The 19208-nt window shown below is 57.6% G+C and carries 17 protein-coding genes and 3 pseudogenes; 7 read left to right on the top strand and 13 right to left on the bottom strand.

The window, feature by feature from the left end:
• Positions 1-24: 24 nt before the first annotated feature.
• Positions 25-374: pseudogene (locus tag CUJ84_RS32910) on the top strand (LysR substrate-binding domain-containing protein); the annotation flags it as partial.
• A gap of 392 nt (positions 375-766) precedes the next feature.
• On the opposite strand, the gene hxsA reads toward CUJ84_RS32910, so the two are convergent.
• The 4 genes from hxsA to CUJ84_RS32930 are packed head-to-tail and all read right to left on the bottom strand — an operon-like array spanning position 767 to position 4075.
• Positions 767-1366: a His-Xaa-Ser repeat protein HxsA gene (gene hxsA / locus CUJ84_RS32915; protein WP_018493458.1), complete on the bottom strand. Its 600-nt coding sequence runs from the start codon at positions 1364-1366 to the stop codon at positions 767-769.
• Positions 1363-2448, bottom strand: coding sequence for a His-Xaa-Ser system radical SAM maturase HxsC (gene hxsC / locus CUJ84_RS32920; RefSeq protein WP_105009756.1), 1086 nt, complete (start codon positions 2446-2448; stop codon positions 1363-1365). Before hxsC ends, hxsA begins: the two co-directional genes overlap by 4 nt.
• Positions 2445-3851, bottom strand: coding sequence for a His-Xaa-Ser system radical SAM maturase HxsB (gene hxsB / locus CUJ84_RS32925; RefSeq protein ID WP_105009757.1), 1407 nt, complete (start codon positions 3849-3851; stop codon positions 2445-2447). The genes hxsC and hxsB overlap by 4 nt, the downstream gene beginning before the upstream one ends.
• Positions 3848-4075 (bottom strand): hypothetical protein, encoded by a 228-nt coding sequence (locus CUJ84_RS32930; protein WP_017996107.1) that lies wholly within the window; start codon positions 4073-4075, stop codon positions 3848-3850. Before CUJ84_RS32930 ends, hxsB begins: the two co-directional genes overlap by 4 nt.
• Before the next feature lie 133 nt (positions 4076-4208).
• On the opposite strand from CUJ84_RS32930, the gene CUJ84_RS32935 reads away from it, so the two are divergent.
• A complete protein-coding gene (locus CUJ84_RS32935; RefSeq protein ID WP_245457651.1) occupies positions 4209-4799 on the top strand; it encodes a peptidoglycan-binding domain-containing protein in 591 nt (196 codons plus the stop codon).
• 247 nt (positions 4800-5046) lie between these two features.
• Here CUJ84_RS32935 and CUJ84_RS32940 read toward each other — a convergent pair whose 3' ends face one another.
• From CUJ84_RS32940 to CUJ84_RS32975, 8 genes and pseudogenes are all read right to left on the bottom strand, one after another.
• A complete protein-coding gene (locus tag CUJ84_RS32940) occupies positions 5047-6171 on the bottom strand; it encodes an adenylate/guanylate cyclase domain-containing protein (RefSeq protein WP_105009759.1) in 1125 nt (374 codons plus the stop codon).
• Complete coding sequence (locus CUJ84_RS32945) at positions 6168-6944, bottom strand: adenylate/guanylate cyclase domain-containing protein (RefSeq protein WP_105009760.1); 777 nt, start codon at positions 6942-6944, stop codon at positions 6168-6170. The genes CUJ84_RS32940 and CUJ84_RS32945 overlap by 4 nt, the downstream gene beginning before the upstream one ends.
• 559 nt (positions 6945-7503) lie before the next feature.
• A complete protein-coding gene (locus CUJ84_RS32950; RefSeq protein WP_105009761.1) occupies positions 7504-8049 on the bottom strand; it encodes a hypothetical protein in 546 nt (181 codons plus the stop codon).
• A complete protein-coding gene (locus tag CUJ84_RS32955) occupies positions 8046-10244 on the bottom strand; it encodes a sensor histidine kinase (protein WP_105009762.1) in 2199 nt (732 codons plus the stop codon). Before CUJ84_RS32955 ends, CUJ84_RS32950 begins: the two co-directional genes overlap by 4 nt.
• 196 nt (positions 10245-10440) lie before the next feature.
• A pseudogene (locus CUJ84_RS39030) lies at positions 10441-10679 on the bottom strand (CrpP-related protein); the annotation flags it as partial.
• Between the two features lie 33 nt (positions 10680-10712).
• Positions 10713-10951: pseudogene (locus CUJ84_RS32965) on the bottom strand (ATP-binding cassette domain-containing protein); the annotation flags it as partial.
• 22 nt (positions 10952-10973) lie between these two features.
• Positions 10974-12452: an alkaline phosphatase family protein gene (locus CUJ84_RS32970; RefSeq protein WP_105009763.1), complete on the bottom strand. Its 1479-nt coding sequence runs from the start codon at positions 12450-12452 to the stop codon at positions 10974-10976.
• Positions 12442-13167: a DeoR/GlpR family DNA-binding transcription regulator gene (locus CUJ84_RS32975; RefSeq protein ID WP_245457652.1), complete on the bottom strand. Its 726-nt coding sequence runs from the start codon at positions 13165-13167 to the stop codon at positions 12442-12444. Before CUJ84_RS32975 ends, CUJ84_RS32970 begins: the two co-directional genes overlap by 11 nt.
• 399 nt (positions 13168-13566) lie before the next feature.
• Here CUJ84_RS32975 and CUJ84_RS32980 point away from each other — a divergent pair, with 399 nt between their 5' ends.
• Genes CUJ84_RS32980 through CUJ84_RS32990 form a run of 3 tightly spaced genes read left to right on the top strand, consistent with a single transcriptional unit; the run spans position 13567 to position 16353 of the window.
• Positions 13567-14649 (top strand): ABC transporter substrate-binding protein, encoded by a 1083-nt coding sequence (locus CUJ84_RS32980; RefSeq protein WP_432444935.1) that lies wholly within the window; start codon positions 13567-13569, stop codon positions 14647-14649.
• 1 nt (position 14650) lies between these two features.
• The gene (locus tag CUJ84_RS32985) at positions 14651-15574 is read left to right on the top strand and encodes an ABC transporter permease (protein WP_105009766.1); all 924 of its coding nucleotides are present in this window, start codon (positions 14651-14653) and stop codon (positions 15572-15574) included.
• A complete protein-coding gene (locus CUJ84_RS32990; RefSeq protein ID WP_105009767.1) occupies positions 15571-16353 on the top strand; it encodes an ABC transporter permease in 783 nt (260 codons plus the stop codon). Before CUJ84_RS32985 ends, CUJ84_RS32990 begins: the two co-directional genes overlap by 4 nt.
• A 365-nt stretch (positions 16354-16718) precedes the next feature.
• Here the strand turns inward: CUJ84_RS32990 and CUJ84_RS32995 are convergent, their stop codons facing one another.
• Positions 16719-17030, bottom strand: a complete 312-nt coding sequence (locus CUJ84_RS32995) for a hypothetical protein (RefSeq protein WP_105009768.1) — start codon at positions 17028-17030, stop codon at positions 16719-16721.
• A gap of 262 nt (positions 17031-17292) precedes the next feature.
• Between CUJ84_RS32995 and CUJ84_RS33000 the strand changes: the two genes are divergently transcribed.
• A complete protein-coding gene (locus tag CUJ84_RS33000) occupies positions 17293-18153 on the top strand; it encodes an NTP transferase domain-containing protein (protein ID WP_245457653.1) in 861 nt (286 codons plus the stop codon).
• Between the two features lie 10 nt (positions 18154-18163).
• Positions 18164-19060, top strand: coding sequence for a GHMP kinase (locus tag CUJ84_RS33005; protein WP_105009770.1), 897 nt, complete (start codon positions 18164-18166; stop codon positions 19058-19060).
• The last annotated feature ends 148 nt before the right edge of the window (positions 19061-19208 follow it).

Consider the following 19208-nt stretch of genomic DNA (forward strand, 5'->3'; position numbering starts at 1 on the left):
CACTGTATGGGGCAACAAAATCGCTTCCTCATCGACGACCTGCACTCGGAAAGGATCATCGCCTTCAATCGCAAGAACCTCTCCTACACCGAGCGGTACTTCAACGAGAAGTCGAAGAATACGAGCTGACCCGCAACATCGCCTACAGCTGCGACGACACCTATTCACTGGTGTCGCTGGTCTCGGCCGGCCTTGGCATCGGCTTTGCGCCGCAGTGGACCGAGGGCCTGCCGAACCGGGCCTTCGAGCTGAAGGCGGTCAGGGGCATCGACTTCCGGTTCGGGCTTGGCGTTGCCTTGAATAAAGAGGACCCAACCGCTTCGCGCGATGACATCGTCGATATCGCCCGCTCATTGGCTCGGCCGGGCAGGTGAGGGGAGGGGCATCACTGGTGGCGCCCCAAGCGGAACGGCTTGCCGGGGCCAGTCGGCCCCGGGTTCCGGTCGTTCCGAGCGACGCTTTTGCTAACCCTCCTGCGGCTGCCCTTTTTAGCCGGTCAAGCTGTGCGCGAACTGGCGCCGACGCGGGAGCGCCTTCGCCTGGTATGCTCATTGTTTGGAGGGCGCTCTTGCCGAGGCAGTCACGGCATCGCCGGAAGAGCGCTGGCGGCCAAGCCGTCCATCAGAATTCCAGCGATTGATCTCACAGATTCTAGCGGCCGGGCTTGCCAAAAATCAGCCCCCCTCGGCCGGAACGAAATGACCACGGGGGCGGCTTGGCCTCAGTTGGTTTCAGACGCCGGTAGTCTGCCAGCGCATTTCAGTCGCTATTGTGCTGCAATCCCGAATGCGTTCAAGACCTCTGTCGTTACCGTGCCAGTTACCTTGAGGTTGTTGTCCTTCTGCATCTGGCTCAGCGCCGCGCGTGTGTCCTCGTCGACGACGCCAGTCAGGGCGCCAGCGTAATAACCGTAGGCAGTCAATCCCGACTGCACCTGGATAACGATCCGCCTGAACTTGTTCGAGTTGCCGGGAAGTGTTTTCGCGGGTGCCATCGGCTGCGGAGCGGCCGGCGCAGGAGCGGGCGTCGGTGCAATCAGAGCCGCCGGTGGGGAATAGGTTGGCGCGGTGTAGCGAGGTGGCGGCGGTGGCGAGGGTTCACTGTAGGAGGGGCTGCTATAGGTCGTGCTCGGCGACAGGTAGCCGCCGCCTCCGCTCGACCGATGGCTGGAGTGGGAACTGTGCGAGCTGTGGCTCGAATGGGAGCGGTGGCCGGCCAGCGAATAGAGATGCCTGATCTTCAGTCGCTCGAGAATCGAATGCGGGTCTGGTTTCTTGACGATCGGATCAAGCGGCATGGCGTCAGTCTTTACCGGCAGGAACCCTGCCGCCAACAGCGACGGGATGAGAAATACGCGTCGTTTCATATCGGCCCCAGCCCCCTGAAACCTTTCTTGTGGTCATACCATTCGAAAAAGCCTCCGCATCGCTGCCGTGCGGAGCAGTTTGTGCAGAAGGGCTCCTGCCTATTCTTCCAGTCGGAGATCGACGCTGCCGCGAGGTGGCGGTAGCGCACCGGGACCGAGCAGAGCGGGAAATTATAGAGCTGGATGGGCACGTCTCTTGCGGTCGCAATATTGATGGCGCGCGCGAGATTGTCGAAATCCGTCGAGGTGTCCTTGAAGCTCAAATCCCAGTTCATGCGGCCGAAGCCGATGTTTTCGAGCTGCATGATGGCCCAGCGTTCGACGAAGGGCAGGGAGGTGCCGACGAAGCCGGCCAGTGCAGGTAGGTTGGCGTCGTTCTGCCGCATCACGACCGTTCGAAGCTCGATGGCAGCACCTGCCTCGAACAGGATAGCGAAGGATTGGAGGAGCCGGTCGAAGGCACCCTGCTTCTTGACGATGGTATCGTGGAGCTCTTCCTCAGCCGCATAAAGCGGGATACCCCAGAGGATGCGCTCGGGGCCGATCTCTTGAAGCGTGGCGATGTCCACTTCGTCGAAATGCTGGCCGTTCGACAGGATGTGGAATTTCAGGTCGGGCCGGGTTTTTGCCAGCGACAGCAGCATGTCGAAGAGCTTCTTCTTGTGAAGGAGAGGCTCGCCGCCGGAGAGGCCGATATAGGCATTCTTCGGCGCGAGCGAGGCGGAGGTCTCGAGTTCGGCAAACAGATCGACATGGTTCTTCTTCGGAGGCTGCGAGCACATGATGCACTGCTGGTCGCACTGCTCGGTGATCAGAAACGTGTTGTGCTGCGAATCCGCCCTGATCAGCCGCCGGGCGCTTGCCTGTCCCGGCAGGATCATGATGACGTCGTTGTCGAGCGCGACACCGTCCGTCGCATGGAGAGTAAACGAGAAGCCCTGGAAGTCGTATTCCCGCCGAGCTCCATCGGTCCCGATCAGGACAGCGTCATTCGGCCCAAGATCGTCTGCCTCGTTCCGCAGTCTGACGATGAGAGGATCCACGATCGGAAGCGGCTCGACCTTGATGCGCAGGTCGATCATGAGTGGACCTTCGTCAATAGCGGATCGATCTCCTCCAGGCCCGACCATAGCGCGATCGATCTCCGCACCTTCGGGTCGTCGGAAAAAAGCAGCTCGAAGACGAGATCGAAGATCGCCGTATGCCGCTGGCAGAAGTCGGTCAGGTGGCGGGGCAGATCGATCCGCCCATGTCTGGAGAGGTCGTCAATGAGGTCGACGCCGCAGAAGGCCTGATAGGGACAGTGCACGCAGTCTGCGTCGAAGAGATTAAGTGCCTCCATATTGAGAGCATCGACGATTGTCCGATCCAGTCCCTTGCGGACGTCGCCCATGCGCAGATCGATCTGGCCGAGCCGGCTGATCATGCGCGCCTCGTCGGTCGGGTAGAACGAACCGTCGTGATCAATCACCAAATAACTTCTGCCGACGATGTTGGGGTTCCTGAGGTCGACATGATTGTCATGACCGCCGCGAACGACGCGCCGCAGACAGTGCGAGAAGTAGAACTCCTCCATCGTCTGTTCCGATGTCGCGTTATGGTCGACAAGCGTCATGATGAAGCGCCGGACATAGTCGCTCCAGCGACCGGCGACATCTTTTGTCCGGAAGCGTTTTCGGGCAAAGCCCTGATGATTGACCGGACGTAGATAGATCGACCGGAAGCCAAAGGACGAGTAGAGGTCTATGACATCGCAGGGGTCGGGCAGGGCATCGACGTCGAAGGTGGGTAGTGCTGATACCCGCTCCGGCCAGGCGTCCGTCGCACGCGCCAGATTCCGGAGAAACCGTTGCGTCGTCGCAGCGCTTTCGGTCCGGTGACGTTGATGCAGATCGATCGTGGGATCGAGCGAGGTGCTGATGGAGGTATCTTGTGCCGACAGGAAATCCCATGCCTCCTCGCTCACCTCCTGAAGATTGGTACAGACGACGAATTGCGCCTTCTCGAAACGCTGCCGCGCGAAGGCGCGGACCTCCTTTAGAATGTCCAGTCGAAGGAGGGGCTCGCCGCCCTGGAATTCGATCTTGATCGTCCTCGTCGAGAGCCCGTCGAGGAAGCTGAGGACGGCATTGAGCGTTGCCGCATCCCAATCATGTCCGGTCGCGTTTTCGTTGACACGGCTGACCTGGCAGTAGGCGCAGGAGAGATTGCAGCGCAGTGTGGGCACGAGAATGACATAGTCGAGCTCGGAAGGGGCGTGCAGACGCTTGGCCCATCGATAGGCGAATGCATTGTACGCAAGGTCGCCGCTCTTTTCGAACGCATGCCCGTTCGTCTTGAGAAAGGCCTTATCCTCGGGCGCCAGCCTGTCCTCAACGTAGCGATCGAGGAACGTCTCGTTGGAACGAAAGAATCCCCCGGCGTCATCGCAAAAGATGAAGCCTTCCGTGCCGATCGGCCGGAACTTCAGCGGCATCACGGTCATCGCAGCAGTCTTTCGATGACTGCCCGACGAAGCATATCGGTCTCACGATGGATCTTCTGGCGATAAAGCGTATGCCGAAATGCCGCGATCAGATCGAGGTCGGAACTGCTCACCTCGACGCCGCCCTCCGTGGTGGTGACGGCCACCTCGGGATGCAGATAAGAGAAGCGCGCTATGGCTTCATCAAGGTAGGGCCGGAATATCGGCGCGATGTCCAGGTTCACTTGTGTCATCCAGAGGAGCAACCAGAAGGTGATAGCATAGTTTGGCTGCGATGATTCCTGAATCTGATCGCCGAAGTTGATACCGACTTTTTTTGGACTTTGTGCCAACAGGATAGAAAAGTTGTAGTGACCGGTGTTGCGGCAGGGTCGGGAGCATTGGCGCGTCAACCCAGCGGTGTATAGTCACCCGTGTCAGGGGATGAGTGAAATGGAAATCCAGGCGAAATTCTCGGCGTCGGTGGTTGCGTGCATGTTGTGCGCGATCTCGACAGGACAGGTCCACGCAGAAATCAGGCCGGTTCGTGACGTCCAGAAGGCGCTTGCCGATCAGGGTTTTGATGCAGGCTCACCAGACGGGATCTGGGGATCGAAATCCGTCGCCGCACTCAAGGGATTTCAGCGGGCCCATGGGCTCACGCCTTCCGGCATCGTGACCCAGGATTCGCTGAAGGCGCTATTTCCGCGTTCGAGTGCCGATGCGCAGCTCGCCGCGCTGCCGGTGGATGTGGTTGCGGCACCCATCGTGCCTTCGGTCGATTCAAAGCCTGAGGTCCTTTCTTCCGAGCCGGTGAGCCTTTCGCCGCAAGTGTCGCCGCCGGCTCCCGCCATCCCCGTCGCAAACCGAAGCGGGAGCAAGAGCGGAGACAGTTCCGGTTACCTCGTCGTCGTATTCCTCATGATATTGGCTCTCCTTTTCTTCCGGAGAAAATCAGGGAAAGTTTAACTAGACTAGTTCGATCCGAGGCTGGAGGCAAATCGGGCCGGTCAGTTATTGGCCCGCTGCGCTACGCGTTGAAAATCGAAGGCGGATGGTAGCGGGAGATCTATGGTGTTGGAGACCTTCGCCTCCGTTCCCCGACGCAATTTATGTTCCGGAGGGAAGAATACTTTCGCCTAGTCACGCATTTGGCAACGCCGGTTTCCCGCGTTTGCGGCCGCGTTCGTCTCTCGTAGTACATCTTCCCGCTATTTCAGGGAAGCGAACAATGGACGGTGTAGCGGATGTCGTTCTTGTCGCTGACGATGCGCCCGGCTGGCTCGAATTTGTCGGCGACGGCGTGCCCGGCGAGATGCCCATAAACGACGTCGCTCAGCCGTACCGGGCCGAGCTTCTCGCCTGACATGCAAAAACGCGCCTGTTCAAGGCGGCTTGCCGTGTTGACGCTCTCGCCGATCGAGGTAAAGGCAATTCGCCCACCGCCACCGAAGTCTCCAAGGATGGCGGGGCCGGAATGCAGCCCGATCCTGATATCAAGCTCAAGCGCGCGTTCACGCGCCATATCGGCCAATACGGAACAAACGGTTAATGCGGCATGGGCCGCCGCGGGAAAATGGCGCTTGCGACGCGCGGCATCCGGAACGCGCCAGAATGCCATCAATCCATCCCCGATGAACTTGTCGATCTGGCCGCCGGCCTCGCCGATGAGGCGGGCCTGCAAATCCATGATCTCTCGCACAACCCCCGCGGCCTCAATCGGTGAGACACTGGCGGCATAACACGAAAATCCGACGATGTCGCTGAACCAGGTGAGTACGTCGCACGCTTCTGGATCGATAGCATCGGAACTCTGGTCGGAAAAATTCGCCATTGCTGCCGCATGGCCTTCCTCACAGACGAACATGTTTAGAAGCCGTTCCTGTTCTTCGCGCTTGAGACGCAGCGCGGAGCGCTGGCGTTGCGATTCATCGAGCTTCTCTGTTAGGACCCGCGCAACGACTTCGTGCCACAATCCGGCCTGACGTTCCGAAAGGCTGTCGACGAAGCTCAAATCGATTCGGAAAAGCCGTGCATCGCCGGAGGCAAACATATCCGCCCCGCGCATCCTTTGCGCCGGGCTCAATCTGTAGAATGCTGCTTCGCCAACAAGGTCGCCGGCGGTCCGTGTCGTGATGAGACCGTCATCATGAACGCGCACGGCGCCTTCCAGGATGACCCAGATATCATCGGCGACATCGCCTTTGCGGCAAAGCGCTCTGCCATCGCTGATTGTCACCGTGCGCCCGGGCTGCTTGAGCATTTCCGACAAGAGGGCAGGGGGATCGCTGCAATATTTCCGCAGGAAGGCCGTCAGTTTCTGAGCTGCTGCAGCCTTCATGCGCCGGCCTGCTTCCTGAACACATCAAGCTCATAGCCGTAAAGCGAAACGGATTCGGGCGACTCCTTACCCTTGTAGGACTTGCGCTCAAACGTCTCGAGCATGGTCGCATGACGGGTAGAGCGGTAGCGCACGAACTGATTGTTGGAAATGAAGATGCTGTTGACGGTTGCCTCCGAGCACAGCCTCGCACCAAAAACGACGCTTTCGCCGATTGCGCGTATCTGGTTTCGCTCCGATATCCAGACGGCGTCCCCAGTATGGATGCCGATCGCCGCGCCGAGATTTGCTATACCGAACGTCAGCTGATCTTGGAAGCATTCACAGATCTTCGCGACTTCCAGGACGATATCGATGGCGGCATCGAGTGCCCTGACGTCGGCCGGTTGTTCACACTCTTGCGATCCGAAACTGACGAAGTGACCGACAACTCCATCGCCGGTCTCCTTGTCGAAGAAGCCACCGTGACGGAATATGGCACTCTTGGCAGCGCGGACGACGTCTTCGAGGAAAGGCGAATATTTTCCGAGGTCGTATTTTTGCAGTTGCTCCATGGCCATCGTCGATTTGCGAAGATCGAAGACCAATGAGGTCGTCTCGATGGCACGATAGGAAACCTCCTTCAACTTCAAATCACCTTGCAGGCATCGCTGCCAGGGCCACAGGAAGGCGTCCTTCACGCCCGAATCCCAGGGCAGGAAACATCTTGGATGCAGATGCAGCCGGACATGCCCCACGATCGTCTGCATGCCGTTGCGGCACAGGTAGTGCATGGGAGCGCTGTTCCAAAGCGGCGATCGGAAGTGAAGGAAGTCGTGATGGAACGCCAAGCATTCGAGCCGCGGACTCGAGCTTGGTAGCGCCACGCTCTTCGCCTTAGTCGGCTCGCTATCGCCGTAGACGCAGGCGAAACGCGTTTCACCGAATTCGCCCCAGCATATTTCCAGACCGGCAAATTGCAAAGGCCCGGAAGGTAGGTGCGGTGAAAGTCGGTCCTCGGTTGCCGCAAGCGCGCGTGAAAGCGATGGTCGTTCCGCCTGTAGCGACGCTAGTGCGACCCCGAGCGCCAGAAATGATAGGGTTTGCTGTTGACCGGCTTCCAATCTCGACCATCGCAGCCGCACCAGATCCGGCTCCCAAAAATAGACCAGACTGGCGTCGTCTGGACCCAGATAATAGCCGAAGACGGCGTGAATTGTCTCACCCCGGAAGCTGCAGGATCGTAGGGGATCCCTGAGCGTTTGCGCCCGGCTTGGAGACAGATCTCTCAGATGGTCCGCCCATTCCGCGAGACTGCAGTTATCTGCGCCACTTCCGAGGTTGCTGAGCGAGTTAGCCATCGGCCATGCTCCGGTGAACCGCAAGGCTGAGGAACTCCTCGAGTTCACCCCTATTTTCCTTGCTGATCTTGCGGAAACGACTGCCGACGCTGTCATCCAGTCCGTTGCCCTGATGCGCCGTAAATAGCACGACGCGATCATCGCTGGTGATGTAAGGGCTGATAGCCTCAAGGCTATCGGTCACCGAAATTCCGAGGCTCGTCTTACCCTCGACAGGGCGCAGAACGTCAAGGATGAAGATCCCGTCCGATGACAGGAAGGCCAGCGCTTCCGGCGGCACTGACTTGTCGCGCACGAACATGTAGCGAATTGTGTCCCCGGACAATGTCTGCCGCTCGACGGGCGTTTGGCTCAACTCGTAGACCACCCAGGACTGTGGAACGGATTTCGATTCCGCCAGTATCTTGTTGGTGACCGAGATGATCTCCCCGGACTTGTCTTCCCAGAGGTCCTCCAGGACAGTCTTGACGAACAGGACGATATCGAGAAATTCGCGATATTCATCCTCGATATGAACGATGGTGAGAATTCTGGTCATGCTGGCTGGCTGCTGTTCGGTTGATCACGCGTCGTACCCGTCAGATACGGCATTTCGAAAAAGAACGTGTTGGCACTGTCCTCCAGCGCCACGTCATATGCATCGGAACGGAAGTCCAATGTGGCTCGATCGGAATGGGCCTTGAGAATCTTGTAGGCGACGGGCAAGCCGAGTCCGGTTCCGTGGCGCTGGTTCAGATGATCGCGCTGGCGACCGCGCACGCCGACCTGGAAAAGACCCCCCTTGGTGATGCGGTTGCCGGCGCTGGTGATCTCGAATCGGTAGGAGTCGGACTTATAGGTCAGCGTCCAGTGCAGATATGCGTTGTGAGGTGAATATTTGATGGCATTGTCAATCAGGTTGACGAAGGCGATGCGCAGTAGCGGCTCGTCCGCATTCATGATCGGCGGCGGATGACCATTGATCTTGCTGATGATCCGTATGCCCTTGGACTGACGTTGATCATCGAGCGTGTACAAACACTCCTTGATCAGCTCTATCACTCGGTACGGTTTCCGATTGAGGCTGGTCGGTTTGATTTCGCCGAGCAGGAACCGACCGTTTTCGAGGATCAGACGGGATTGACTCAAGGACCAAGTCGCCCGGTCGAGCGTCGTTGGCGCAATCGGATCGGCAAGCAGGTCATTCCAGCGGCTTCTGTTCTTGCGACCGCGTTCCCAGAGCTTGCGCAAGACCGACATGCCGGTTTCAGCCGCAGAGAAATGGTGGACCACAGCGTGGCGCAATTGCATCAGATAGGTCGCGCGTTCATTGTTATTGTCAAGTTTCTTCGCCCTGACATGCAGTTCGCTAAAGAGGTGGCGCAGGGACTGCACCACGGACGCGGTAATCGTCTTGTCCTCGTAGGAGAGGACGAAGATCTTGGAGATCCCGCTGCCTCCGGGAAAATGTACCTCGATGTTGAAGCCCTTGTCGTCAGGGATCGGATCGATGCCGACGAAAATATGCTCGGTCTGATCGGGCCTGAGTTTCTGCAGGAATGACCTCAAATAGCCCGACTTCAGCCGTTCCGTGTAGCCCGGCGACGGTTCATCATCGTTTTTTGGCAGCGTGTCGATCTGAATGACATCGTCCTCGTACTCGGCAACGAGAAGGAAGACCTTGGAGAAGGATGCGGATAAGGTCTTCAGCACCGTGAGGATGTTTTCGGGCTGTAGTGCGTCCTCATCCGACATCAACTCGAGGTAGTTGGAAACGTTGGACGCGTTTTCCTCGAATATTCTGGCCGAGGCATAGTGATCGATGTATCCGAACACCGATCGTGCGATCTCTATATCGGTGCGCGTAAAGCGATGCTGCAGATATTTTGCTTTACGCTTTTCGATGAAAAGAAGCGTGACTTGGTTCTTCTTCATCTTTGTCAATTGATTGGGAAAGGCCGACAAGGGCACGAATTTCTGTTGATGTAGCGACCAGGCGTCCTGCGCAAGTGGAACGGACAGGATCTCGACCCGTCGTTGGGGTCCGTCGTTCTGCGCGATATGCCCACTCGTGTTGATTACATGAAGCGCCGACTCATTGGCATATTGTACATCGACCTCGTGCGAACGGCCGTCGCCGGAATATTCGAACCACTGCGACTTGGCGCTGCGGTTCTTGTAGACGACGCTCTTTGCGTGGATCAGGTCACGTACCAGCGAGCCGACCGCAGTTAGCGTCGTGTCGACATTCCCAACCATCTGATCGAGCAGCTGCTGAGTTCGGTTGACAGCCTCTACGACTCGTCTGTCGCGATCGAGGGCCACCGATAGGGCGAGCACATTGAGTTCCCTCTCGATCCATTTCTTCACCTGATGTAGAGTCTTTATGGCGACGACACCCGTCAGAGGCCGGTGTTTGCCGTCGGGACCTGCGACAAACGGGAAAAGCTCGATGCCGAAAGGATAGATCCGGAATTCGCTGGCCGGCAGCCCGGCCTGGTCGAGCGCGTCGGTGACGCCACGCGCATATTCCGGGTTCAGCCCACCGTCAACGAGCATCTGTTCCGGCACGCAAGCAAACTTCTGACCAGCCAGTCTCTGCTGAACAGTTTTCGGCACGCCCGTTGCATAGGATACTCGGCAATGAGCAGTTTCCTCATCATCGTCGACCAGCCACATGACGACTTGGGACGCGCGTATTCCGCTCGCGATGCGTAAGAGCGCCCGCTCACGTAAATCCTGTGATTCCGACATAAAGCGAAGGCCCCAGTTATTATTTTGATTGCGACTTTCAATTATTGGATGAGGAAGTCAAGCGGGCTTCTATACTTCAGGTGTTAATCCAGCTCCTTTATTGGTGATGGTAGCCTCGCGCTGGAGAGCAACCATTCGCCGAGAGGGACGCACCATCGCCGCTCACTTCCTCTAGCAACTGGGTCGCGCTGGTGGCGCGGTTGGCAGTGGAGATTAGTTCCTTGAAATGAGTAACAATCCTACCTTCGCGGCTAGCGTCCTCAGCCTTCCAACCAAACTTCCACTCGTTGTGAGCGCAAGCCAATTCCCAAGAACACTGGCATTGCCATTAGGCCTCCTATAGGCCGCAAGATATGGACTTTAGTAAACCTTTAGTCCGAGCAACCGCGCCCTTGAACCAGCTTCCTGTAAATCGATCAGCTCTTCAATTGTCATGCGCAATCCCCCACCATGTCTCCGACGGTAGCCCACCATCGCGATGTCCCGCTCCTTAGCCCGCATGTCATTGACCACTTTGCCGCCGATCGTGATCTCGGCTCAACTGATCTCTTCCAATCCTGCATCATCCACAGCAGCGTTGATTTTCCGCAACCAGACGGACCAACGAGAACCACGAACTCCCCATCGTTCATCTGGAGCGAGATATTTGACAGTATCGGCACGATGCCATAGCTTTTTCCGACATTCCTCAGTTCAATCTCAGATATAGTTCCTCCCATTAGAATGCCCCTACTGAATTCCACCTTCGCTGACATGGAAATGGCCCTGCCGCTGGATGCCCGTCAGGAAGGTGGTTTTGTGGGCGCCGGCAGAGAGAATCTCCGCGTATACCAGTTCCCCACTCTCCGGCGCATCGCCGCCCAGCACGCGGCCTGTCATCGTCTTCGGCGCGTCGATGCCCAGCAGTGACAGGATTGTGGGCGCAATGTCCGTGATTGAACTCGGAGCATCTGAAACCCGGCCCTGCGCCAGTCCCGCGCCGTAGCCCGCGAGAACGGCCGTGAACTCGCCGCGATGCAGCCCCCCATGCGTGCCGCCGCCTATCCGCAGATCGTTGTCGCCGGGGTCGTAAAAGACCGAATCCACATGCCCGGCCTGATCGGTCTGATCGTCGGCAGGCGTTTTCCCGAGGTGCACGAACAGGTCAGGCGCGCGCTCGCCGCCCGCACCCAGCAGTTCCAGCGCAAGACTGCCATCCACCGTGCCGCTGATGCTGCCCGGTTCACTGGCAGGGCTGAATGCGCCGCCGAACCATACCTGTTCGATCATGAAGTCCCGTATGTCCCGCAGTAAGACCGGGTCATCATGTTTGAGCCACAGGCCCACGGCGCGACCCGGTCGAACAAGCACCTGCGTTGCATGATCGTTGAACGATGCCGCTGCCTTGAATCCGGCCTGACAAAGAGCGTCGGCAACGTTGACTGTGCTGCCAATCGTCACATGGCCATGATCGGAAACGATAAACAACGTGATGCTGTCGCGCTCCGGCTGGGCGTCCCGCCATGCCCGCAGCTCTCCAATTACATCATCGCAGGCCCGCATATTTTCTCGTAGCTGGCTCGATTGCAGGCCGTGCAGATGGCTGACGCTATCGACTTCGGTGCACCAAAGAATGGTGGCGGCGGGCTTGTCGTAGGGCCATACTTCGCGCTCGAATACCCGGAATGCCGTCATTGGGCCATCGGCGGAGATGCCTCCGGCCGGGATTTTCAGGGAACGATGGGCGCGCGCGGCAAACGAATGCGGGTAGCCGATTTGGGGATGGCGGACATTGAACCCGGTTTGTCCGCGCTGCTGGCCCTTCCAGTTCAGAGCGGGCAGCGCGCCGGGGCCACTCGAGGTGACGACCGCAAACGGCCGTCCCGCTTGGTGTAGAACTTCCGAGATCGAGGGCGCTTTCACGAGGTTGCCCGCCAGGCGTTCATCCGCCGCCCACCAATCATGTGTGGTTTCAGTGAACACTTGGTCGGGGCTGGTCCCCCGGATATAGAATTGGTTTCCGGCAATCCCGTTCACCTGCGCGGTTGCGCCGGTGGCCAAGGCCGTGAGCGCCCCCCGCGTCTCGCTGGGGAACACTGTGGTATGACGGCGGTTCCATGTTCCATCGCTGGCCAGCGCCGCAAGATGGGGCATGGTGCCTTCAGTGACCAGATCGGGCCGCAGGCCGTCAATTCCCAGCACCACGACATGGCGCGCGTCACTGGCCATTGGTGTATTCTTCCATGTTGTTCGTTTCGTCCTTTTGCGGATAAACCACGCGCACACCTGCATCCTTGAGCCCATCCGCAAAGGGGGCTGGCGGTGGCTCGTCGGTGACGATGGTTCCAATGTCCGACAGGGACACCGAGACATAAGCTCCTGACGCGCCGAATTTACTATGGTCAGCAACGAAGATGCGGCGGCGGCTGCGCTCGAACAGCAGCCGCTTGAAGCGTTGCAGGTACTTGCTCGACTCTACCAAGCCATGCACCGGGTCAACGCCGTAGGCTGTAATGATGGCCGTGTCGAAAATGCACTCGGAAATGGCCTCTAGTACTTGTTCGCCCACTAGCGCGCCATTGGCATAGTCGTACTCCCCCCCGGTGAGCGTGACCCGGTGCTTGAGGCCGCTTTGCAGCACTTCCGCGATGGCCGGCATGTTCGTCATGACCGATACCGCAGGGCCATCGTTCAACGCCTTTGCGACGGCCAGTGCTGTGCTGCCGTGGGTGATGAATATCCAGCCGTCCCGGGTCGCGTTTTGTGCTGCAAGCTTTCCAATCACGGCTTTTTCTGCACTCAGGCTGGCCAGCCGCGACGGCAGTGGCGCGGCGCGGGAAACTGGGATTGCCCCCCCATGCACCCGCGTCAGCAGGCCGTCCCTTTCGAGAAGGACCAGATCACGGCGGATGGTTTCCATCGTCACCGAGAAGCGCTCGGCCATTGCGGCAATTCCGATGCCTTCGCCTGTGCGAAGCATGTCAGCTATGGCTTGCAGGCGGCTTGCTGCCGGTAGTTTCGTCACAAATTCCTCACTCTACACGATGCAGTCGGCCACGCTTAAAACCAATATGTTGTCTTTTCTGGGAATAATTGCCTTTCAAATATCTGTCAACGGGCTCTTTCATGACAGTTTTCGCGCGCATTCACTAAAAATAGCTGCCAATCCTTCATCTCGTCTTATGTTGTTCCAACCAAAAGCGCGCTTTCATGGCACGTATTTCTGTAATTGCCAATTAATGCCAGATATTGTCACATTCTTGTAAAGAGTAGCCGTTACTCGGCAGGGCTTCATTTAATTGCTAGTTCCCGCGAGAAAGGAAACCGGATGATCAGGAAACGGATGACTGCCTATCTGACTGTAGGTGTCGCTTGCCTTGCCATGCCATTTGGCGCGCATGCTGACGACATGGATGATCTTGTCGCGGCTGCAAAGGCCGAGGGGCAATTGACGGTTATTGCCCTTGGGCATGACTGGTGCGGCTATGGTGCGCTGATTCAAGACTTTAAAGATAAATACGGCCTCACCGTAAACGAACTCAGCCCGACAGGCGGCTCTGGTGAAGAATTGGCAACGATCAAGGCTAATGTAGGCAACAACGGCTCGCAGGCGCCGGATGTCATCGATGTGGGCCTTGTTTTTGGCCCCATTGCGCAGAAAGAGGGCTTGCTGCAACCGTACAAGGTGCAAACGTGGGACGAAATCCCGGCCACCGCCAAAGACCAAGAAGGGCACTGGTACGGCGACTATTACGGCGTGCTTTCTTTCGTCGTGAATAAGGACGTTATCTCAAAGTCTCCAGCCGATTGGGCTGATCTTCTCGACCCCGCCTATCGTAAGAGCGTTTCACTGCCTGCTGACCCCCGAACCGCCAACAATTCCATCCTGAGCGTCTATGCCGCAGGCCTTGCAGCCGGCGCGCAGCCGGGCGCGGCAGCAGCCCGCGCTGGGCTGGAGTTCTACCGCCAATTGAAGGACTCCGGCAATCTCGTTGCCGGTTTCGGCTCTGCAGCATCCATCGCCAAGGGCGAAACGCCTATTACCACGCGCTGGGATTCCAACGGCATCACCTATGCCGAAAATTTCAAGGGAAATCCGCCACTGGATACCATTGTCCCGGAAAGCGTTACCGTGGCTGGCGTCTATGCCCAAGCCATCAGCAAGTACGCGCCGCATCCGCATGCCGCCAAGCTCTGGATGGAGTACCTTTATTCTGATGAGGGGCAACTCGGCTACCTCAAGGGCCTTTGCCACCCCATCCGCTTCGACGCCATGCGCAAATCCGGCAAAATTACCGATGACATGCTGACCAAGCTCCCGGCGACAGGTAACAATCTAGTATTTCCCGAACTGTCCCATCTAGTGGAAGCGGGCGAAGTGATTGCCAAGGAATGGACTTCAACCGTAGGCGCAGGCAGCAAATAAGTTGAAACCACAGTCCACACACGGCAAGCCCGGCGCGAGTGGCATTCGCGCCGGGCTGGCAGGTACCTCATCCCTCAAGTCCATTGACTGGCCAGCACTGCTGGCCACGGCCCCGTTTTTCATGTTTGCCATCGTCATGATGGTGATGCCCACCGCGGCGCTACTGGCCACGGCCTTTGTTGATAAGCAGGGAGGTTTTACGTTAACGAACTTCGCGGAGATCGTCACGCCGGAGGTTGCCGACGCCTTCATGGCTTCGGCCAAAATCTCCGCCGCCACCGCCGTTCTTGGAACGGTGCTCGGGCTCATACTGGCCCTCACCGTTGGCCGGGGCATGACCAGCCAGAAGTTTAAGGCCGCCGTTATGAGCTTTTGCGGCGTGGCCTCGCATTTCTCAGGCATTCCCCTTGCCTTCGCCTTCATCGCCACTCTGGGGCGGCTTGGGCTCGTGACTGTGTTTTTACGGAAGGCCTTCGGTATCGACATTTACGCGGCAGGTTTTGAGCTTGCCAGCTTTTCCGGCTTGACGCTAACCTACCTGTTCTTTCAGGTCCCGATTGCATTCATGATCATCATGCCCGCCGTTGACCGGCTTTCCACACAGACACGGGAAGCGGCCGAGATGTTGGGTGCTACGACTACCCAGTATTGGCGCTTTGTTGGTCTGCCCATCCTCTGGCCAACAATCCTCGGGGCGCTGGCATTGTTGTTCGCCAATGCATTCGGGGGCATCGCAACGGCCTACGCGCTGACAGGAACGGCGGTGAACGTCATCCCGATCTTGCTCTACGCGCAAATTCGCGGCGACGTGCTGCACAACGAGCAGCTTGGCGCCGTCCTAGCGTTGCTCATGGTATTTGTCATGACGGTGACCGTTTCTCTTTACCTGATGCTTCGCGTGCGCTCCGAACGGTGGATGAAATGAAACTCGTCCTGCGCTATTCCCCTTGGACCATATTCGCCATCGCCGCATTGTTCTTTCTGATGCCGCTTTTCAGCACGGCGGAATTTTCATTAAGCATCCGGCGCGGCGTCTATTCGCTTGAGGCTTACGAGTCGGTTTTCTTAGACCCGGAATTTGCGGCCAGCTTCGGCTATTCGCTGATGATAGCAGTATTGACGATTATCTTTGGCACGATCATCGTTGTTCCGATGGCCTATTATGTCCGGTTGCGCCTCCAATGGCTGCGGCCTGCGGTGGAAATCTTCGTGATGCTCCCCATGATCGTGCCGCCCATCGTCCTTGTCTTTGGCTATCTGCGGCTGTTTTCGTCATCGTCGGTGCTGCCGCTGGCCAATAGCAGCACTGGTGCGAGCATCCTGCTTATCTGCGGCTGTACCACATTATCTCTGCCGTACCTGTACCGCACGATTGATACCGGCTTGCAGACGATAGATGTTCAGACGCTGACGGAAGCCGCTGGCATTCTCGGCGCGCGGCCATTCGCGACAATCAGGCTGGTGATCTTCCCGAACATCTTGCCTTCCGTCATGGCAGGCGCATTCCTGACCTTTGCGGTCGTGATGGGGGAATTCGTGATTGCTAGCCTTTTGACGCGCCCAGCTTTCGGAACCTACATTCAAAAAATCGGCGTGAGCAAAGCCTATGAGCCTGCGGCCCTGACCACCCTCTCCTTTGCCATCACTTGGGGCGCGCTGGCCATGATGAACGTCATGACGCGGTATTCGCGGCGGGTAGGATAGGGTTTCCTCTCATCCTTCTGGTGTGAACGGCATCGAGTTGCAGCCGACGCCGCCGCACATGATGCGAAGATAGGGCTTGCCCCATACCTGCGAACCGCAGTTGGTGCAGCGACAATTTCAAACGGTGGCTACGGTTGCCGATTTCGGGCTGAAGGATGGTGGCGTTTCAATCGGCGCGGAATGTTAACCTCACCGTATGGAGTGAACTCCTGGGCTGGACCACAGGGCACGGAAAACTTGATAGGCTCTGCGGACCTTAAAGGAGAAGGCTCATGAAAGCCAAAAGTTCTTACCGGTGCACTCGACCGTCCAAGCTTCTTCGGCTTTGGCTGGATATACATCCACTCGAGCGTCACCGATTTCCTTCAGGGTGCGAAAGCACCGGCTATACCCAGTGACAATCCCGGCACAGCACCCAACGGGGATTGAGCACCTCGTGCGTCCCGAATACCATGTAGTCCTTGACCGGTCGGAACGCGTGGCAACCCGGGCAGATCCGACGAAAGAGAATAGGTCTCTGCTTCGCTCTGGAGCGCCGCCATGAACTTCATGCTCTCTTCGATCGCCAAGGCCACCTCTTCGTCGAGCAGGCGCTTCCAACTCCTATCAATTCGGACCTCCCGGCGGAAAATCGTCGCCGACTCGTTCTTACCCTCAATCGTGATCGTCCATTCCACCGCCACCCTCCTTGAGCAGAGGCGATGGAATGGACGATAACAATTCGTGCTCAACCTCGGAGAAGTTACCGGTCAGGTGGCTGGGTGTGCCTAGTTACGAGCATTCTGACAATGTCGTACATCCGGGTCTATCTGGTCTTAGTTTAAAGGACTTTGCCATTTTGGCATGATGTTTGCAGAGCTGAATAGCGAATTCTTCATCGCCGCAGATGGCCGCTCGAGCCTAAGTGGGGTGGAGTAGGTCAGTGTATGGAGGTGGACAATGGCGGACAACAATGATGGATCGGCGACAGCACCTGGCGAGTATGGGCGGGTGGGTCGCCGCCGAGCTAAGCTGAATAGCTCTTCCCGAGCGGGTCATAATATGTCCGAAGCAATCATCCTCGCCGCTGGAATGGGAAGGCGTCTCGGTCATCTAACCGCCAATCGTCCGAAGGCGCTTATCGAAGTCGCTGGCGAGCCATTGGTGTCACGCCTCCTCAGTCAAATGCAGCGGGCCGGTGTCTCGAACGTAACGATCGTGGTCGGCTTTCTCGGCGATAAGTTGATTGCGCATGTTCGCAGCACATCGGGTGCGATGAACATCGATATCGTCGAGAACCCTCGATACCGATCTGAGAACAACATTACGTCCTTGGGCTTGGCGCTTGTCCCTGGAAAAGCGGTTATCCTATCGGATTGCGATGTTCTCCTTTCCGACTTTCCCGCCGACTGGTTGCAGCCGGACGGCGCTGACATAACTGTTCCTACCCGCCCTCTTCGACCTAAAGAAACGGGGACTGTCTTGCGGCGGAGGATGGATGGGGAGTGGTACATGGTTGTCACGCGCAACTGCGACGAAACCCTTCCAAGTGATCGCAAGACGATCAGCATATACCTCCTTCGCTCGAAGGAGTTTGTACTCGATTTCCATCGAAATATGAGGGACGCGATTTCGGGAGGCGAAACGGCACTCTACTATGAGGATATCCTCGCTCGCTCACTCGGTTCGAAATACCGGCTAGGGATTATCGAGACAGAGAGCTTCGACGTCACCGCATTCGAGATCGACACCCTCGAAGACCTCGAAGCCGCAGAATCCTGGGTCGCGGCTGCCGGCAACAACTGCCTGCTATCATCATGAGAGGTTGACCATGCACGCTAGCGGCTTTGCAATTGGCCACCACGGCGAAATCCTCCAAGGCATTTTCTGGGGCGAAGATAGCCGGCTGCACCGGGGCTTAGTGACGCTTCCCTTCGCACCTAAGTACTCGATTGTCGTCGCTGAGCCGATTGATGGCATCGAAGTCCTCGTCCGCCCTAAGCACAAAACAAAATCGGGAGCGGCGGCGCGGCTCCTTTTAGGTGAGATCGGGTATTCTGGCAGGGGAATCAAGCTCACTGTGAATTCGAATATTCCAGAAGGATTCGGCTTAGGCTCATCAACAACGGACGTTGTTGCGACCATCCGCGCAACGGGTCGTCTGTTAGGACTGCGGCTAAAGGCTAGCACGATCTTTCGCCTAGCTGTTCGAGCCGAGGCGGCCAGTGACGGCACCATGTTTATCGGAAATCCCAGGCTCGTCTGCCCGCGAGAGGGCACTGTGCTCGAGCACTTCGAAAGGAGAATACCCGAGTTCTCGCTGATCAGTGTGAACGTTGCTCCTAACCACCCCGTTGACACATTAGCCCACCCGCCGGCCAGGTATACAGGGGACGAGATCAGGGAGTTCGGAGACCTGCGGAAGTTGTTACGGCGAGCGCTAGAAAACGGGAGCCTTGGTGACTTGGGGAAAATCGCCACGCGAAGCGCTGTCATTAATCAGCGGTACTTGCCACAGCCGCACTTCGATTCGCTCTTGGAACTGTCCCAATCCACGAACGCCTTCGGCCTTCAAGTTGCGCACAGCGGGAGGATGGTTGGCATGTTCTTGGATCCGCGGTTGGAGAAAGAAGATAAATCTGTCGAGCACATCCAACGCGAGTTGCTGCGGTTGAACCTGTTCTCCGAATTTTTCAGGTCTGGCCAAACATCCGTTAAACATTGGTGAGGAAAGCATAAAGACAATGGATGGAATGGATCGGGTAACCGGTGGCCAATGGTTGCAATTCAAGCAGGTTGCTCGGCGTCATGCATGAGCGGCAGAGGAGCATCGTTGGTTCCAATTGGGACCCGCCAATGCACGAGCACCGATCATC

Origin of the sequence: Rhizobium leguminosarum (genome assembly GCF_002953715.1) — a bacterium.
GTDB lineage: Bacteria > Pseudomonadota > Alphaproteobacteria > Rhizobiales > Rhizobiaceae > Rhizobium > Rhizobium leguminosarum_V.

Excerpts from the sequence above, each read along its gene's own strand:
- hxsA (WP_018493458.1), bottom strand. The coding sequence starts at position 1,366 with ATGAAACGACGCGTATTTCTCATCCCGTCGCTGTTGGCGGCAGGGTTC.
- hxsC (WP_105009756.1), bottom strand. The coding sequence starts at position 2,448 with ATGATCGACCTGCGCATCAAGGTCGAGCCGCTTCCGATCGTGGATCCT.
- hxsB (WP_105009757.1), bottom strand. The coding sequence starts at position 3,851 with ATGACCGTGATGCCGCTGAAGTTCCGGCCGATCGGCACGGAAGGCTTC.
- CUJ84_RS32940 (WP_105009759.1), bottom strand. The coding sequence starts at position 6,171 with ATGAAGGCTGCAGCAGCTCAGAAACTGACGGCCTTCCTGCGGAAATAT.
- CUJ84_RS32945 (WP_105009760.1), bottom strand. The coding sequence starts at position 6,944 with ATGCACTACCTGTGCCGCAACGGCATGCAGACGATCGTGGGGCATGTC.
- CUJ84_RS32950 (WP_105009761.1), bottom strand. The coding sequence starts at position 8,049 with ATGACCAGAATTCTCACCATCGTTCATATCGAGGATGAATATCGCGAA.
- CUJ84_RS32955 (WP_105009762.1), bottom strand. The coding sequence starts at position 10,244 with ATGTCGGAATCACAGGATTTACGTGAGCGGGCGCTCTTACGCATCGCG.
- CUJ84_RS32970 (WP_105009763.1), bottom strand. The coding sequence starts at position 12,452 with ATGGCCAGTGACGCGCGCCATGTCGTGGTGCTGGGAATTGACGGCCTG.
- CUJ84_RS32975 (WP_245457652.1), bottom strand. The coding sequence starts at position 13,167 with ATGGCCGAGCGCTTCTCGGTGACGATGGAAACCATCCGCCGTGATCTG.
- CUJ84_RS32980 (WP_432444935.1), top strand. The coding sequence starts at position 13,567 with ATGACTGCCTATCTGACTGTAGGTGTCGCTTGCCTTGCCATGCCATTT.
- CUJ84_RS32990 (WP_105009767.1), top strand. The coding sequence starts at position 15,571 with ATGAAACTCGTCCTGCGCTATTCCCCTTGGACCATATTCGCCATCGCC.
- CUJ84_RS33000 (WP_245457653.1), top strand. The coding sequence starts at position 17,293 with ATGGCGGACAACAATGATGGATCGGCGACAGCACCTGGCGAGTATGGG.
- CUJ84_RS33005 (WP_105009770.1), top strand. The coding sequence starts at position 18,164 with ATGCACGCTAGCGGCTTTGCAATTGGCCACCACGGCGAAATCCTCCAA.